The following is a 16857-nucleotide window of genomic DNA, read 5'->3' as shown; positions in this document are numbered from 1 at the left end:
TAATAAGCGATAAGTAATGTCTATACCTACTAAAGAATCATCATCTATAAATATAGAGAAAGAACTTAAACAATCATATCTTGATTATGCAATGAGTGTGATCGTTGGTCGTGCCTTGCCAGATGTGAGAGATGGTTTGAAGCCAGTTCACCGCCGAGTACTTTTTGCAATGAATGAGTTGTCTAATTATTACAATAGACCATATAAGAAGTCTGCTAGGGTTGTCGGTGATGTGATAGGTAAGTATCATCCACATGGTGATACTGCGGTATATGATACTATCGTTAGAATGGCTCAGCCATTTTCTCTACGTTATACGTTGGTAGATGGGCAAGGTAACTTTGGTTCTGTAGATGGCGATTCTCCTGCAGCTATGCGTTATACTGAGATTAGAATGCAGAAGCTGACGCATGAGCTTTTGATTGATATAGACAAAGAAACTGTAGATTTTTCTCCAAACTATGATAATACAGAATTGGTTCCTGATGTTTTACCGACTAGAGTTCCAAATCTTTTAGTCAATGGGTCATCAGGTATTGCTGTGGGTATGGCGACAAATATTCCTCCGCACAATATGACAGAGGTTATTAATGGTACTATAGCTTTGATTGATGACTCAAAATTAACTATAGAGGATTTGATTCAATATATTCCTGCACCAGATTTTCCTACTGGATCTTACATAAATGGTACTGATGGTATCTTGGAGGCGTATAAGACTGGTCGTGGGCGCGTTATTATGCGTGCCAAAGCTGATATTCATGAAGATGAAGCTTCTGGCAAGTCTCAGATTGTGGTTACAGAAATACCATATCAGGTTAACAAAGCCAAACTAGTTGAAAAAATAGCGGAACTTGTAAAAGATAAGAAAGTAACAGGTATATCTGAATTAAGAGATGAATCGGATAAAGATGGTATTAGGGTTGTTATTGACCTTAAGAGAGATGAGTCTCCAGAAGTTGTTTTAAATACTTTATATGCTCAAACTCAGCTACAGTGTAGTTTTGGTATAAATATGGTGGCACTAAGCGACAATAGACCTAAGTTACTTAATCTTAAGGAAATATTAGAGCAGTTCATTAAACACAGAAAAGAAGTTGTTACAAGAAGAACAATTTTTGAGTTAAGAAAATCAAAGGAACGTGCGCATATATTAGAAGGCTTATTGCTTTCGTTGGCTAATATTGATGAAATGATTGAGCTTATTAAGGCTTCTCCAAGTCCTGCCGATGCAAAAGAGTCAATGCTTGCTAGATCATGGAATGGTTCTATGGTTAAGAGTATGCTTGAGGGTGTTGATGTCAAAATGTATCGTAAAGAAACATTGGCATCTCACTATGGCATTCAAGTTGATAGCTCTTACAATCTTACAGAAGAACAGGCTGAGGCAATACTTGCTTTAAGATTGCATAGATTAACAGGTTTAGAACAGGATAAAATTACTAACGAGTTTAAAGAACTTATTGAAAGAATTAAGTATCTAATAGGTATCTTGAGTGATGTGAATGAGCTGATTCGTGTTGTGAAAGAGGAGCTTGTTGAAATCAGAGATAACTACGGTGATGCAAGGAAGTCTGAGATTATAGAATCAAGACTTGATCTTACAAGAGCAGATCTTATAGCAGAAGAGGACATGGTTGTGACTTTGTCAATGGATGGTTATGTTAAAACTCAACCGCTTAGTATGTATAATGCTCAAAAACGTGGTGGTGTTGGTAAGTCTGCAACTAAGACTAAAGAAGAAGATAGTATCTTTAAATTAATGCTTGCTTCAACTCATGACACAATGCTTTGTTTCTCTAGTTTGGGCCGAGTGTACTGGTCAAAAGTATATGATTTCCCTGTGGCAAGTAGAATTTCTAAAGGTCGACCTATTAATAATATTTTACCACTTGATAAGAATGAAAGAATAACCGCTTTAATGCCAATTTCTGAGTTTACAGAAGGCTGGTATGTGTTTATGTCAACTAAGCTTGGTAGGGTTAAAAAAGTTGATTTATCAGAGTTTGCGAGACCTCGTTCTACAGGTAAGATAGCGATTGGATTAAATGACGGTGATGAACTGTCATATGTTGCTCTTACAGATGGTTCTAAGGAGATTATGATGTTCTCAGATGCGGGTAAGGCAATTCGTTTTGGTGAGTCAGATGTTAGAGCTATGGGGCGCTCGGCTGCTGGTGTAACTGGTATGCGTTTACATGCTGATCAAAAAATAGTCTCTATGATCGTAACAAATCCTGATGAGGGCGTTGTCTTGGCAGCAACTGAGAATGGTTATGGTAAACGTACTGCAGTATCAGAATATCGTAGAACTAAAAGAGCTAGTCAAGGTGTAATAGCTATATCAACCTCCGATAGAAATGGTAAAGTTGTTGTTGCTGTTTTGGTTGGTAATGATGAAGATATAGTCATGATTACCGATAATGGAACTCTGGTTAGGACTTCATCTGATCAAGTTAGAGAATGTGGTCGTTCTGCTCAGGGTGTTAGACTTATTAATCTTAGGAATAATGAAAGGCTTATAAGTCTAAAAGTAGTCAAAAAAGATGATGAAGTTGATAGTGATGATGTAGAAATTTCTGAAGCAACAGAGCAGAGTGAATAAATTAATATGCTAAAGAAAAAGGTAACTATACTGGGTGCTACAGGTTCAATAGGTGATAGTACATTAGCTGTAATTAGAGAGAGTAATGACTTTGAGGTTTATGCGTTATCAGCTTTTAGTAATGTAAAAAAGCTGGCGAGATTGTGTAAAGAATTTTCACCAAAATTTGCTGTAGTTTCGGATTTACCTAAAAAGCAACAATTACAAGCCCTGATATCTGATGTTACTGTTTTGGTTGGTGAAAGTGCTTTAGAGGAAGTTTCAAGTGCGGTAGAAGTCGATTTGGTGATGTCTGCTATAGTCGGCATAGCAGGTCTTAAGCCTACCTTTGCTGCGGCTAGAGCAGGCAAGAAAATTTTACTTGCAAATAAGGAGTCTCTTGTAACAGCTGGACATCTTTTAATTGAAGAAGTTGAGAAAAATAATGCTCAGCTTATACCTGTGGATAGTGAGCATAATGCTATATTTCAATGTATTGACAACCCAGATAAGAAATATACTAAAGAGATTAGTGAAATAGTTTTGACAGCATCTGGTGGGCCTTTTAGGGATAAAGAGTTATGCGATTTGATTGATATCACACCTGCGCAGGCTTGTGCTCATCCTAACTGGGAAATGGGGCAAAAAATATCAGTCGATTCATCTACTATGGTAAATAAAGCACTAGAAGTTATCGAGGCATATTGGCTTTTTTCTGTTTCAGCTGATAGAATAAGCGTTCTGATTCATCCTCAAAGTGTAATCCACTCTATGGTTAGATATGTGGATGGTAGTTATATAGTGCAATTAGGTGTACCAGATATGAGAACACCTATAGCAAACGCAATGTATTACCCAGTTAGAGGGTCGATTAATGTTGATAGATTGGATTTTACAAAATATGAGCTTACTTTTAGGGAAGCATGTTTTGACAGATTCAAGGCTTTGAAAATAGTTTTTGATAATTTAAAGAGTGAAAATTATTCAGCAAATATTGTTTTTAACGCTGCAAATGAAGTTTTAGTGGCAGCGTTTTTAAACGAAAGAATTAAGTATTTAGATATAATAGAAGTAAATAAAAAAGTAACAAAAGAGTTGATTTTTGAGAATCCAACAAATATAGAAGAAGTTTTTGAAATAGATAGAAAGACTCGAGAATATGTGGATTCTGTTTTGGGGTAAATTGAGTGTTTTTTTTGAGAAAGAAGTTTGTATTAGCCTCTCTTCTTATGGGTATTGCATTAAATAGCTGGGCAGATAATGACAGTTTTATATTAGACAATGTTTCCATAAAAGGTTTGGAAGGTTTACAGAGTGATGTGGTGAAGAGCCGAATTGGCTATAAGAAAGGTAGTTATATCACTCCAGAAGATACAAACCAAATTATTAATAATCTTTACGGTACAGGATTTTTTAATAGTGTTGATCTATATCGTAAGGGTAGTAACCTCTTTATTAATGTTAAAGAGAGACCAATTATTGCTGGTTTTAATTTCACAGGAAATAAAAAACTTAAAAAAGAAGATCTGGAAAAGGTCTTTACTGATGCGGGTATATATGTTGGTAATGTATATAACCCTAATACGATGTTTTTGCTTAAGCAGTCACTACTAAATCAATACTCTATGATGGGCCTATATGGTGCAGAGGTTGATGAAAATATTAGAAAACTCCCTAATAATAGGATTGATATAAACATTACCTTTAAAGAAGGGAAGCCTGCAACTATTGATTCTATAAATTTTGTAGGTAATAAAAACTTTGATGATTCAGAATTAGATAGTAGTATGGCCTTCGAAGTTCCATCTATATGGAATTTGTGGGGCTTTTTGTCGTCGTTTGATAGTTACTCTCCTGAAGGTATGAATCAATCTGTTCAAGGGGTAACTAATTATTATCTTGATAGAGGTTATCTTGATTTTAAAGTTACATCTAAGCAAGCATCAATGTCTAAGGATCGAGAGCATTCATATATCACTCTTGATGTTGCAGAAGGTGATGTATATAAGGTTGGTGACGTATCTTTGACCGGAAAATTTATTTTACCAAAGTCTGAGTTAGAATCTTTGATAAAAATAAAGCGAGGCGAGGTTTTTTCTAAAAGTAAGCTTGTTGATACGGTTGAGAGTATAAAAACCTTGTTGGGAAGTAAAGGTTATGCATTCGCTACAGTTAACCCTATTCCGACAATTGATAAGAAGAAGCGTATAGTTTCTTTCAAGTTTGTTGTAGATGCCGGTAAAAAAGTATACGTAAATAGAGTTAATTTCTTTGGTAATAATGTTACTAATGATTATGTTTTTCGTAGACAGCTGCAGTACTATGAGCAAAGCCAGTATAATAAAGAAGCCATAGATAAGTCTCAAAGAAGGCTTGATCAGCTTCCATACGTCGCAGGTGCAGATATGGAGCTTGTGCCTGTAGAGGGCTCTGATGACTTGGTTGATGTCAACTATAATATCAAAGAGAGAAATGCGAACTCAGTTAGTGGAAGCTTAGGTTTCTCGGACTTATATGGTTTCATGATTGGTGGTAGGCTTAATATGCCTAACGTTTTTGGTACTGGCAATACCTTTAACCTTAATGCGCAGTTATCGATTCCATTCCAACAATTGGATATAAGTTATATTGATCCTTATTTTACTACTTCTGGAGTTAGTCAGAGTATTTCAGCTTATATTAATAGATCAAACTTTGCAAAAACTAATGCGGTTGCGGCATATCGATTAGATACTATCGGTGCAAGATTAATGTATGGTGTGCCAATATCAACATTTAGTAACGTTTCAGCGGGTATAACATTTGCAAATAATACTGTTAACCAATCTAACGGATTTACTTCATCAATTGTACAATGGTTTATACAGCAACAAGGTGGGAGAAATAGCTTTAATGAGCCTGCTTTAACTGCTGGTTGGAGTTTTGATAATTCTAATAAATATATGTTCGCTACAGATGGTGGCTCATTCGATATCAATGGCTCAGTCAATATACCAGTTATTAGTAATATTGAAGCTTATAAGATTGAAGTTGGAGGTAAGTATAATATAGCTATACCAAATACAGATATGTCTGCTCTAACTATCAGGGGTGGTGTGCAGTATGGTGGTGGATATGGTGGTACTGATAACTTACCTTTTTATGAGAACTTCTACGGAGGTGGTTGGGGAAGTGTTCGTGGTTTCCTACAAGGTTCTTTAGGTCCGCGTGATATAAATTTACAAAATGGTCAAATAGGTAACTCAATTGGTGGTAACCTTAATATCTACAATAACTATGATTTACTTTTTCCAGTACCATTTATTAAAGATAGCTCAAAAATGCGAATAGGTGCATTTGTTGACATAGGTAATACTTATACTACTTATGATCTGAAAGGGGTTGTAGCACCTCAGCCAAAACAAGAGACTACTCCATCATTTACTAACCTTAAATATTCTGTGGGTGTTGAGTTTAGATGGGCTTCGCCAATGGGGCCTTTGGCAGTATCAATAGCACAGCCATTTAATGTTCAGCCTGGAGATGTTACGCAAGTTTTCCAGTTCTCACTTGGTCAAAACTTCTAAAAAAAATAATTAATCTAGAAAATATTTATCGAAATCTAATACCAAAACGATTTAACAAGGTCTATAATATTGTGTTAGAATCTGTTATTGAATATATAATAAAAATTAAGGGAGATCTTAAAATGAAAAAAATTGTATTATCGTTGTGCGTTTTGGCTAGTGCTGTGACGGGAGTATATGCAGATACTAAGATAGCGGTAGTTAACCCTGTAGAGATCTTCAATGATTCTGATTTGGGATCAGTTAGCGTAAAGAAAATGGAAAATGACTTAAAGCCAGAAGCAGCAAAGCTTAAGCAAGAGCAAAATGATATTATGCAACAAATGAGAACGCTTCAAGAAAATTCAGCTACTATGACAAAAGCTGAGCTGGAGAAGAAGCAGCAGCAGATTCAACAAGAGCAACAGAGCTTTGCTCAAAAAGCTCAAGTTCTTCAGCAAAAAGAGTATGCTGCAAAAGATAAGTTATCTAAGAAATTCCAAGCATCTTTTGATAGTGCGGTAGCAACAGTTGCTAAACAAAAGGGTTATAATATTGTTATGACAACTCAGGCGCTAGCTTATGTAAATAATGTTGATGATATATCAAACCAAGTAATTGAAATTATGAATAAGAACTCTTAATTGTTTGGGGAGTTTTGGAATGTATTCTTTAGATTTTTTGGCCTCGAAACTAGATGGTGAAGTTAAGGGTGACAAGAGTATTGAAATAAATAGGATAGCTACTTTAGAGAAAGCAGGTGTCGGAGATATTTCTTTTTGCACGAATCCTAAGTATTTGAAGGCGCTATCAGAGACTAAAGCTTCTGCTGTGCTAATTACAGAGGAAGCCTTAGAGTTTTGTAATACAAATGCAGTTGTTTTATCAAACCCATATATGGCATTGGCTAAAGTTATGGAGTTGTTTGATAAGTCACCAAAGCCAGATGGTAAAATACATAGTAAAGCTGTAATAGCCTCAAGTGCTGTTATAGGTGAAAATGTTACTATTGGAGCAAACTCTGTTGTCGGTGAAAACGTTACTATTGGAGATAATACTTTTATTGGTGCATGCACCACTATTGATGAAGGTACTAAGATAGGTAGTGATACTTTTATAAAGAGTAATGTTTCTATTGCTCATGATGTTCAAATTGGTGCTAACTGTATAATACACCAAAATGCAGTGATTGGGTGTGATGGATTTGGTAATGCCAGAGATGATGATGGTAGTTGGACTAAGATTCCTCAGTTAGGAAGAGTTGTAATAGAGGATGATGTCGAGATTGGCTCAGGGACTACGGTTGATAGGGGAGCTATCGACGATACCATTATTAAAAAAGGTGCTCGTATTGATAATTTGGTGCAGATAGCCCATAATGTAGTTATTGGTCGAAATACTGCCTTGGCAGGTGTCACAGCAGTAGCTGGGAGTACTACTATTGGTGATAATTGTTTGATAGGTGGACAATCTGCGATAACAGGTCATATAAGTATATGTGACAATGCAGTTATTGGCGGAGCATCTAACATAGGCAAATCGATTACTCAACCTGGGATGTATTATGCTGCATTTGAAGCTAAGCCAAGGATTCAATGGGGACGATTCGTAGCGAGATTATCTAAAATCGACAGTTTGATTAAAAAAGTAAAACAATTAGAAGATAAGTTAAATAAGTAAGGATTATTCATGAGCCAGTTTGATGAAAAAAATAAACAAATAGATGTAATGGGGATTAGAAAAATTTTACCTCATAGGTATCCTTTTGCTCTTTTAGATAAGATTGTTGATTGGAGTATTGAAGATAGAACTATTGTGGCCCATAAAAATGTAACGATAAATGAAGATTTTTTTAATGGTCACTTCCCGGAGTTTCCAGTCATGCCTGGTGTTTTAATTGTAGAAGCTATGGCTCAGGCAACTGCTATACTTGGTGAATTGATGGCTGAGACACTGTTTGCTCATGTTGTTGCTAAAGCTGGTGGTGGAAGAAGAACGTTTATGTTGGCGGGTATTGATAAGGTTAGAGTCAAAAGACCAGTCGTTCCTGGAGATGTTTTGGTTATTGAGTCACGTATGGTTAAGCAGAAAAATATTATCTGCACGGCGGAGTCTGTAGCTAAAGTTGATGGGCAAGTCGTTTGTTCAGCTGAGTTAATGGCAGCATATAAGGATTATTGATTGTGATACATAGTTTGGCAGTAGTACATGAAAGCGCCAAAATAGCCGAAAGTGCTATAATAGGACCATTCTGTGTTATTGGAGAGAATGCCGTTGTAGGTGAAGGTACAGAGCTTAAGAGTCATGTTACTGTTGGGGATAATACAGTAATAGGCAAGAATAACCGTATTTTCCAGTATGCATCAATAGGTGATGATCCTATTGATTATACTTATAAACAGGGTGACTTTTCTCAAGTTATTATTGGGGATAACAATACCATTAGAGAGTGTGTTACTATACATGGTGGCACATCAAAAGAGACAGGTGTTACAACAGTTGGAAATAATAACCTTATTATGTGCTATGTTCATATAGGTCATGATTGCAAAGTTGGAAATAATATTAGTCTTGTAAATGGAGTTGGTCTTGCAGGTCATGTCCATGTCGATGATTTTGCTATTTTGAGCTCAAATGTTGGTATTCATCAGTTTTGCAGAGTTGGTAAACATGCGTTTATAGCTCATGCTGCTCTTGTTGGAAAAGATGTTCCACCATACTTAATGGTAACAGCTGTAACAGCAGGTGCAACCCCTTGTGGAATAAATACAGAAGGTCTGAAACGAAGAGGGTTTACTCCAGAGCACTTAAAGAAAATAAAAGAAGTTTATAAAGTGCTGTATAGAAAGGGCTTGATGATCAAAGAGGCGTTTGAAGTCATTAAGGAAATGGCAGATGAAGAGCCTGTGCTAGAACCATTCGTTGATGTGATAAGTACTTCACGTAGAGGCATACTAAGATAATGAGAATAGGTATTGTAGCAGGAGAGCTCTCAGGAGATCAGCTGGGTGCAACTCTTGTCGAAGCTCTGAGAAAAAAATATCCTGATGCTATAATAGAGGGCATTGGTGGCCCTAAAATGGAAAGTCAAGGGTTTAAGAGCTTATATCCTATGGATGCTCTGTCTCTAATTGGTTTTTTTGAGATTATTTCAAAAGGTCTTAATATACTAGGTATTCGTAAAAAGATAATTAATCACTTTAAACATAATAAGCCTGATATATTTATTGGTATAGATGCACCTGACTTTAACCTAACCGTAGAAAGAAAGCTAAGGTCTGCTGGTATCAAGACTATACACTATGTTAGTCCTAAAATATGGGTGTGGAGAGAGTATCGTATCAAAAAAATCAGAAAAGCTACTGATAAGATTTTAGCAATTTTACCTTTTGAAGTGGAATACTACAAAAATAGACATGATTTTGAAGCTATATATGTAGGGCATCCGCTTGCTAAAAATATACCAATCAAGATTGATAGAGCGAAGTATAGAGAGCATCTTGGTCTTGAAAATGTAGGGTTGCCAATACTATCTGTATTACCAGGTAGTAGAACTACTGAAGTAACTAGGCTATTACCATTATTTTTGGAAGCATTGCAAAAGTTACAAGAATCTGGATATAAATTCAAAGCTATTATGCCATTAGCTAAACCGTCACTTAGATCAATATTTGCTGAGTATGATACACAAATTAGAGACTTGGAAATTGAGGTTTTTGAAACAAACTCTCACGAAGTATTAAAAGCTTCGGATTTGAGTCTATTGGCATCTGGTACAGCAACCTTAGAGGCTATGTTGTGTAAGTTACCTATGGTAGTTGGTTATAAGCTGTCTAAACTTTCAGCATTTATCGGTAGAATTCTTATACGTGGGCATAGTTATTGGGCTTTTCCAAATATTTTGCATAAAAGTGAAATAATAAAAGAACTAATTCAAGAAGATTGTACTGCAGATAATCTTTTTTATGAATTGAAAAGACTGTTTGATGATAAGCAAAGAAATGATTATATAGTTCAAGAGTTTGAAAAAATTCATGAAGATATGATTGTCGACACCGAAGAAAAGATCATAGAAGTATTGGATACAATGATAGAAAAATCTTAATTTTTATAATCTTTAAATATATAATACATGAGTATGAAAACACCAAAGGTACTAAATAAATGACATTGATATTGGCTTTAGTTTTAATTTTAGTGGTCTTAATCATAATTGATTTATTCCGTAAAAGCTTGAGAGTTAGACAAAAAGATATTCTAGCAAATATTGAACATGCAAATAGTCAAGAGCTGATAAGTCAAGCTAAAAGTTCACCAAGCAATGCACGCGTCGAGGATGTTCAGCGTGAGTATCCTTTATTGAGAGATGGTTTTTTATTAATCTATTTTGAAGGAACTCAATCTATACAGGTAAAAGATTTAGCAACATTTTTGAAGTATTATGGTATTAAATTTACAGAAGAGAAAGTCTTTCAAAAGATAAACTATAAAGATGTTATTTTTAGTGTTTTGCCTGATAATGAAGGTCAAGAATTTTTGGCTAGTAATGAGGGTGAGGTAAATGGGATAGTGGCAGTAATGAACTATAGAAAGCTTGCCAATATAGGATATGATGTTAAAACCTGCTATGAGCTCATGCTTGATATTTTGGAAGCTCTAGGTAAATCATTTAATGGTACACTAATGAATGAGCATAAAGTTAGACTTACAAAAAAAGATAAGCAAAGCTATTTGGCAGCTATATTGTAGATAGGCATATTTAATTTAAAGAGCCTGTTCCATTTTATTATTTTCTTGTACTTTTTGATTCCTAAAAAATAGTCAATCAAATAGAGTTTAGTCTGCTTAACAGCAAAAAGTATTTCTGTAGATATGAGTTTTATTTTTTCAATTTGTATGGAAACTTATATCTGATAAATTGAATAGTTTGGTGGGCCCAGTAGGACTCGAACCTACGACCTACGGATTATGAGTCCGGCGCTCTAACCAACTGAGCTATAGGCCCAAAACTATAGTCAAGATTATATTTTAAATATGGTGTTTAGTCAATAGAAATTTTGCTTAAGTTTGTTGTTATTTATATATTTTTGATGATGTTCCTACGATAAGAGGGTCTGGTGCAATTGCTACCTCAGGATCTTTGTTATCATAATCAATACTATTTAGTATATATCTAATAGCATTTATTCTTGCCCTTTTCTTATCATCAGACTTCACAATTACCCAGGGCGCATAAGGCTTGTCTGTATATATAAACATCCTTTCTTTAGCTTCTGTATAGTCATCCCACTTATCTAAGGATGCTTTATCAATAGGGCTAAGTTTCCATTGTTTAAGAGGATGATTTTCTCTAGCTGCAAATCTATCTTTTTGTTCTTGTTGGCTTACAGAGAACCAAAACTTAATGATTATGGTGCCGCTATCAACTAACATTTTTTCAAGTTGAGGAGCCTGCTCCAGAAATAAAAAATATTCTCTCTCGGTACAGAATCCCATAACTCGTTCAACACCAGCTCTATTATACCAAGATCTATCAAACAGTATTATATCGCCACCAGATGGTAGATGTTCGATATATCTTTGGAAATACCATTGATTTCTTTCTCTTTCAGAGGGTTTTTCTAAGGCTATTACTTTAGCTCCACGAGGATTTAAGTGTTCCATAACTCTTTTTATTGTGCCACCTTTTCCAGCAGCATCTCGTCCCTCAAAAATTATTAGAACTTTTTTATTATTTTCTTTAACCCATTTTTGAAACTTTAATAATTCTATTTGCAAATGATGTTTTTGCTTTTCATATACTTTACGAGGGATTTTATGTTTGTATGGAAATATATTCTCGACAAAGAGCTTTTGACGCTCCTCTTGGCTTAATACTTTCATGTGTAGATTAACTAATATTTACCATAGATAATATATTACCATAAGGGATAGCTATTCGCTAAAGAGATTAGTTTTTTACTGGTTTAATATTAAGTTTGAGGCTAAATAATATATAAAAAATAGAGAAAATTAGTATTATTGATATAAAAGGAGTTGGAGTTTTTATAGGATATATTAGCACTGCTAGGAATGTGGAAATTGATGCAAGCATTGTAAATATAAAAGTAAATGATTTGATAAGCTTATTTGTACTTATATGCTCAGTTCTTGATAGGTAAATATATTTTATTGGTACAAATGAAAATATCGAAAGAATGACTATTACAATCTCGTTAACCCAGTATGGAGATTGAAAACATAGCATGTACATGACTATTACATTCCAGTAGCTAGGAAAACCAACAAAAAAGTGGTCATCAGTTTTGGCATTAGTTTGACAGAACTGATATGAAGATGAAATCGTTATCATTACTACTACTGGAATTAACCATTCCTGGGAGACTATCCCTGAGACATATATCCAAATGCATGGGACTATAGAGTATGTTGTGAAATCTATAATATTATCAAGTAAAGCACCGTCTAGAGGGGCTAATTTTTTTATATCTACCAATCTGGCCAAGCTACCATCAATAGAATCAATAAAAATAGCCATAATTATGCTAAACATTGATAGCTTAATGTAATAGTGGTGAAGATCTACTTGGTTAATCACACTGGCTTTAGCAGCTTCTATGGAGAAAATGATAGCGAGTATGCCAAATACTGCACCTAATGAAGTGAATAGGTGTACTAGCCAAGCATAAATTTTTTGTATTATTTGCATTGTTGTTATTTTTTTAATTTACTATGAAATAAATAATTACGGAATTGTAACAAAAATAGTTAATAGTTTCTATGAATAACTAGTTCAATAAGTTTTTCTAACTTTTGTGTAGAAAGTAGTCTTTCATTTAATTGAGTAAGTAGTTTTTTGATTTCACTCTTATTACGACTTAAGTGATCATCTGCTTTATCAAGACCCATCAGAGATACGTAGGTGGATTTATTTGCGTTAATATCTTTCGCACTAGTTTTACCAAGTTCTTTTGTTGATTTTGTAACATCTAAAATATCATCTTTGATTTGAAAACATAAGCCAATTAAGTCAGAAAGTGTTGTCAAGATGATTTCTATCTCTTTACTATTATGCTCGGAAATGATGTAGGGTATTATTATGCTAGCTCTAAACATTTTTGCAGTTTTGTTTATATGCAGTTTTTGTAAATCTTTTAATTCTAGACTTTGGTTTTCGCCGTCTATATCTAATTGTTGGCCACCAACCATACCTTCTAGACCACAGCATTTTGCAAAAAATATATTTATTTTCTTTAGCTTGTCAATGTTCGATACTTCAATATTGTTTAGAATTTCAAAACCTAATGACTGTAATGCATCTCCAGCTAATATCGCTGTTGCTTCATTAAATTGTATATGACATGTGGGCTTGCCTCTTCGTAAAGTATCGTTATCCATTGCTGGAAGATCATCATGTATAAGTGAGTAAGTATGTATGCACTCTATAGCAAATGCAACTTTATGACAGTTCTGAAGACTTATATCCAATGCTTCACCTAGAGCATATACAAATTGTGCGCGTATTCTTTTACCACCGCTGAAAAAACTATATTTCATCGCTTCTTTGAGTCTTTCGGAAGGCGAGTTAATTTCAGAAAATATCTTTTCTGAAAAAATATTGAAGCTTTCTAGTGTAGGAGTGGTACTCATAAGAACTTCACTATATTGTTGTATTGCTTTTCTAGAACATCACTGTGAGCTTCAAATGTTTTTAGAGAGCCCTGAGACATTTGTTGCGAATATTCTTTATTATCTAGTAACTTAACTATACTCTCAGCAAGTTCTGTATGGTTTTTTACTCGTATTAGTGCTCTATTGCGAATTAATTCTTTTGATATCTGACTAAAGTTGTAGAGACTTGTGCCACTTATAATTGGTTTTGCGAGGGCTGCAGGTTCTAATAGATTGTGTCCACCGTTGTCTATCAAAGAACCGCCTACAAAAGTGATGTTAGAAATGTAGTATAGATGAAGTAACTCTCCCATAGTATCACCTAAATATATCTGAGTATGGTTAAAGATCTCGTTGGTAGATGACGATCTTTTTTGGTAAGAGAATCCTTCATTTGCAATGAGTTTCTCTACTTTCTGAAAACGTTCTTTGTGTCTTGGTACTATTATTAATAGGCAGTTTGGGTAAGTGATTAACACTTCCTTATGAGCGGCAAGTATTATCTCTTCTTCTCCTTGGTGAGTACTACCTGCAATCCATACTGGTCTACTATTTATGCTTTGTTTGATGCTAAGCATCTTATCTTCTAAATTTTCAGGGGTGATAAGATTATATTTTAAATTGCCAGTTACTGTGATTTTTTCTTTATCAACACCTAATGAGCAAAATCTTTTTGCATCTTTTTCAGTCTGAGCGTTTATTTGACTTATGTTTTTAAATAGGAAATCTTTTCCAAATGGTATTTTGGTGTAGTTTCTAATCGATCTTCTTGATAGTCTTGCGTTTGTTATAACTACGGGAACATTTTCTGCAAAACATTTATTTAAAATATTTGGCCAAATTTCAGTTTCAATTATCAAGAAAGCCTTGGGATTAACTTTCACAAAGAAGCTGTTTATGAATGGTATTGTGTCATATGGGATGTACATATGGTATACATTATCGTATTTGCTGTACAAATTTTTAACAACATCACTACCTGTAGGTGTTGTAGTAGTAATAACAAAATTTTCGTTTGGAAAGTTTTTTAAGAGTTCTTTCACTAGAGGTTCTGCTGAAACAGTTTCGCCCACTGATACTGAATGAATCCAAATTGAACTCTTTAGTCGAAGTTTTGTTTGAGCAAATCTTTCTCCCCATCTTTGCCTATAGCTACTATTTTTGAGGCTTCTTTTGAGTTTTTTGAGATATATGAAAGGTACATATATAATGAATAGGCTAGAGTATATATGAGCAAGAGAAACGTATAATATTCTTTTTAAATGTTCCACACTTCGACCCAAAAGCTTACTTGTTTAGTAAAAATTATCAAACTAATTAAGCTATTTTAGCATATATGATAAGAAATTATATCATCAAGGATGAAAAAACATTAAGACCTCATATTTTGCTAATAATTTTATCAAGCGCTATAGCTCTATGACTTATTTTGTTTTTCTCACTTTTTGATAGTTGTGCTAAAGTTTTTTGTAATTCAGGTAAAGAGAATACTGGATCATATCCAAAACCATGCTCACCTAAGCAAGTGTGTGCGATCTCGCCATCTAAGAAGCCATATTCTAGCACAGGGGTAGGATCTTTTTCATTTTTGACATAAGCTAGGGCGCATACAAACCGAGCCGTACGATTATCTTTGTCTTTTAGATTGGTTAGTAACTTTCGTATATTAGCATCATCATTGCCATGCTCGCTAGCGTATCTTGCAGAGTAAATACCAGGGTCGCCTGCTAATGAAAATACTTCAAGCCCAGAATCATCTGCTATTGCAGGCAATCCAGTGTGTCTTGAACAGTGTCTTGCTTTAATGATTGCATTTTCTATAAAGCTAAGCCCTGTCTCTTCAGCATCACTAATATTGAATTCTGTTTGAGGGATTATTTGAATGTTTATTTTTTTAAAAATATCTGTAAACTCTCTAATCTTTCCTTTATTGCTTGATGCTAGAACTATTTCTCTCATTTTTGAATGTTTTTTAAGGTTTAAGTCTGTGTATATATTAGCAATAATTATCCGAAATGTTATAGTTATATAAATTAAAGAATGGAAAATATATAGAGTATATTTATGAAAGTTTGTTTTATTGGTGGTGGTAATATGGCCGCTGCAATGATCGCGGGAATGGTTAATCATGGCTATGATGGTCAGAATATTATCGTTTTTGATAGAAATGAAGATAAAAGAGAAAATTTAGTTAGTCGATATGGGATACTGTCTTCGGACTCTTTACTAGAGTCAATTGCTATAGCTGATATTATTATTTTAGCTGTAAAGCCACAAGGTATGATTAGTTTAATCAGGGATATTAGAGATCATACTAGAGATGATCAGACAATAGTTACGGTAGCAGCAGGCATCAAAACTAATGATTATGAGAGAATGTTTGCTAAGAATATTTCTTTCGCAAGGACTATTCCCAATACGCCTAGTAGCTTAGGCTACGGCGCTACTGGAATATTTTTTAATAAAAATATTAGTGATGATAATAAGTCAGAAGTTATTAATATTATGAAGACAATGGGAGAGGTCGCTGTAGTTAAAAAAGAGGATGAGATTGATGTTATTGCAGCTATAGCAAGTTCTGGTCCAGCATATTATTTTCAATTTATGGAGCATATGGTCGATGCTGCTGCTAAAAGAGGGCTGGATAAACAACAAGCTGAGAAGCTTGTTGCTCAAACGTGTCTTGGTGCTGCGCAGATGGTCTTGAAAAGTGACGAGGATATGGCTACTTTAAGAAAAAATGTAACATCTAAAAAAGGTATAACTTTTGAAGCTTTATCTACTTTTGAAAGACTTGATCTTGGTGGAACTGTTGATAAGGCAATACAAGCAAATATTAATAGAGCAGAAGAACTTTCCCAAGAGTTTAGTTCACAAATTTCTTGAACACTCATATTAGTTTTAGGGTAATATTTCTCATAATTTATAAGTTTCTCTGTACACGATAATTTTTTCATATTTTAAGTTCCTTAGTAGTTTTATTGAATATTTTGAGACACAAGGAGAAATCATTGCTATAAAATCCAATTTTTTGAATAGCATTTACAATCATGTCTA

15 protein-coding genes and 1 tRNA gene are annotated in these 16857 nt (G+C 34.4%); 10 read left to right on the top strand and 6 right to left on the bottom strand.

Annotation, left to right across the window (positions count from 1 at the left end; all coding sequences use genetic code 11):
• Positions 1–16: 16 nt before the first annotated feature.
• The 9 genes from gyrA to F3D57_RS04205 all read left to right on the top strand — a co-directional run bounded on the left by gyrA (position 17) and on the right by F3D57_RS04205 (position 10878).
• Positions 17–2605, top strand: coding sequence for a DNA gyrase subunit A (gene gyrA, locus F3D57_RS04245; RefSeq protein WP_150465314.1), 2589 nt, complete (start codon positions 17–19; stop codon positions 2603–2605).
• Positions 2606–2611: 6 nt separating this feature from the next.
• On the top strand, positions 2612–3766 hold the full coding sequence (gene dxr, locus F3D57_RS04240; RefSeq protein WP_150465313.1) for a 1-deoxy-D-xylulose-5-phosphate reductoisomerase: 1155 nt from the start codon (positions 2612–2614) through the stop codon (positions 3764–3766).
• 5 nt (positions 3767–3771) lie between these two features.
• Entirely contained in the window at positions 3772–6150 is a 2379-nt protein-coding gene (bamA, locus tag F3D57_RS04235) for an outer membrane protein assembly factor BamA (protein ID WP_013922559.1), read from the top strand.
• Between the two features lie 122 nt (positions 6151–6272).
• Positions 6273–6773, top strand: coding sequence for an OmpH family outer membrane protein (locus F3D57_RS04230; protein WP_146420764.1), 501 nt, complete (start codon positions 6273–6275; stop codon positions 6771–6773).
• 19 nt (positions 6774–6792) lie between these two features.
• On the top strand, positions 6793–7809 hold the full coding sequence (lpxD, locus tag F3D57_RS04225) for a UDP-3-O-(3-hydroxymyristoyl)glucosamine N-acyltransferase (RefSeq protein ID WP_013922561.1): 1017 nt from the start codon (positions 6793–6795) through the stop codon (positions 7807–7809).
• A gap of 9 nt (positions 7810–7818) precedes the next feature.
• Positions 7819–8310: a 3-hydroxyacyl-ACP dehydratase FabZ gene (fabZ, locus tag F3D57_RS04220; protein ID WP_013922562.1), complete on the top strand. Its 492-nt coding sequence runs from the start codon at positions 7819–7821 to the stop codon at positions 8308–8310.
• Positions 8311–8312: 2 nt separating this feature from the next.
• Entirely contained in the window at positions 8313–9092 is a 780-nt protein-coding gene (gene lpxA, locus F3D57_RS04215) for an acyl-ACP--UDP-N-acetylglucosamine O-acyltransferase (RefSeq protein WP_150465312.1), read from the top strand.
• Complete coding sequence (gene lpxB / locus F3D57_RS04210; protein ID WP_013922564.1) at positions 9092–10234, top strand: lipid-A-disaccharide synthase; 1143 nt, start codon at positions 9092–9094, stop codon at positions 10232–10234. The genes lpxA and lpxB overlap by 1 nt, the downstream gene beginning before the upstream one ends.
• A gap of 59 nt (positions 10235–10293) precedes the next feature.
• The gene (locus F3D57_RS04205) at positions 10294–10878 is read left to right on the top strand and encodes a cell division protein ZipA C-terminal FtsZ-binding domain-containing protein (protein ID WP_013922565.1); all 585 of its coding nucleotides are present in this window, start codon (positions 10294–10296) and stop codon (positions 10876–10878) included.
• 179 nt (positions 10879–11057) lie between these two features.
• Here the strand turns inward: F3D57_RS04205 and F3D57_RS04200 are convergent.
• The 6 genes from F3D57_RS04200 to rdgB form a co-directional block, all read right to left on the bottom strand.
• Positions 11058–11134 (bottom strand) — tRNA-Ile (locus F3D57_RS04200).
• A gap of 68 nt (positions 11135–11202) precedes the next feature.
• Complete coding sequence (gene ppk2, locus F3D57_RS04195) at positions 11203–12012, bottom strand: polyphosphate kinase 2 (RefSeq protein ID WP_004287226.1); 810 nt, start codon at positions 12010–12012, stop codon at positions 11203–11205.
• 67 nt (positions 12013–12079) lie between these two features.
• Positions 12080–12838, bottom strand: a complete 759-nt coding sequence (locus F3D57_RS04190) for a CDP-alcohol phosphatidyltransferase family protein (protein ID WP_013922566.1) — start codon at positions 12836–12838, stop codon at positions 12080–12082.
• A 59-nt stretch (positions 12839–12897) separates the two neighbouring features.
• Positions 12898–13779: a polyprenyl synthetase family protein gene (locus tag F3D57_RS04185; RefSeq protein WP_150465311.1), complete on the bottom strand. Its 882-nt coding sequence runs from the start codon at positions 13777–13779 to the stop codon at positions 12898–12900.
• Positions 13776–15071 (bottom strand): lipid IV(A) 3-deoxy-D-manno-octulosonic acid transferase, encoded by a 1296-nt coding sequence (gene waaA / locus F3D57_RS04180; RefSeq protein WP_149368677.1) that lies wholly within the window; start codon positions 15069–15071, stop codon positions 13776–13778. Before waaA ends, F3D57_RS04185 begins: the two co-directional genes overlap by 4 nt.
• A 109-nt stretch (positions 15072–15180) precedes the next feature.
• On the bottom strand, positions 15181–15759 hold the full coding sequence (gene rdgB, locus F3D57_RS04175) for an RdgB/HAM1 family non-canonical purine NTP pyrophosphatase (RefSeq protein ID WP_150465310.1): 579 nt from the start codon (positions 15757–15759) through the stop codon (positions 15181–15183).
• Positions 15760–15864: 105 nt separating this feature from the next.
• Between rdgB and proC the strand changes: the two genes are divergently transcribed.
• Complete coding sequence (gene proC / locus F3D57_RS04170) at positions 15865–16686, top strand: pyrroline-5-carboxylate reductase (protein ID WP_150465309.1); 822 nt, start codon at positions 15865–15867, stop codon at positions 16684–16686.
• The last annotated feature ends 171 nt before the right edge of the window (positions 16687–16857 follow it).

Origin of the sequence: Francisella sp. SYW-2, assembly GCF_008711475.1 — a bacterium.
GTDB classification, from domain to species: Bacteria; Pseudomonadota; Gammaproteobacteria; order Francisellales; family Francisellaceae; genus Francisella; species Francisella salimarina.
Note: the sequence above shows the minus strand (reverse complement) of the source record. Positions and strands in the feature narration are given on the sequence as shown.

What these genes read in the sequence shown, in the direction of transcription:
- gyrA (WP_150465314.1), top strand. Translation starts at nt 17, where the DNA reads ATGTCTATACCTACTAAAGAATCATCATCTATAAATATAGAGAAAGAA.
- dxr (WP_150465313.1), top strand. Translation starts at nt 2,612, where the DNA reads ATGCTAAAGAAAAAGGTAACTATACTGGGTGCTACAGGTTCAATAGGT.
- F3D57_RS04230 (WP_146420764.1), top strand. Translation starts at nt 6,273, where the DNA reads ATGAAAAAAATTGTATTATCGTTGTGCGTTTTGGCTAGTGCTGTGACG.
- lpxD (WP_013922561.1), top strand. Translation starts at nt 6,793, where the DNA reads ATGTATTCTTTAGATTTTTTGGCCTCGAAACTAGATGGTGAAGTTAAG.
- fabZ (WP_013922562.1), top strand. Translation starts at nt 7,819, where the DNA reads ATGAGCCAGTTTGATGAAAAAAATAAACAAATAGATGTAATGGGGATT.
- lpxB (WP_013922564.1), top strand. Translation starts at nt 9,092, where the DNA reads ATGAGAATAGGTATTGTAGCAGGAGAGCTCTCAGGAGATCAGCTGGGT.
- F3D57_RS04205 (WP_013922565.1), top strand. Translation starts at nt 10,294, where the DNA reads ATGACATTGATATTGGCTTTAGTTTTAATTTTAGTGGTCTTAATCATA.
- ppk2 (WP_004287226.1), bottom strand. Translation starts at nt 12,012, where the DNA reads ATGAAAGTATTAAGCCAAGAGGAGCGTCAAAAGCTCTTTGTCGAGAAT.
- F3D57_RS04190 (WP_013922566.1), bottom strand. Translation starts at nt 12,838, where the DNA reads ATGCAAATAATACAAAAAATTTATGCTTGGCTAGTACACCTATTCACT.
- F3D57_RS04185 (WP_150465311.1), bottom strand. Translation starts at nt 13,779, where the DNA reads ATGAGTACCACTCCTACACTAGAAAGCTTCAATATTTTTTCAGAAAAG.
- rdgB (WP_150465310.1), bottom strand. Translation starts at nt 15,759, where the DNA reads ATGAGAGAAATAGTTCTAGCATCAAGCAATAAAGGAAAGATTAGAGAG.
- proC (WP_150465309.1), top strand. Translation starts at nt 15,865, where the DNA reads ATGAAAGTTTGTTTTATTGGTGGTGGTAATATGGCCGCTGCAATGATC.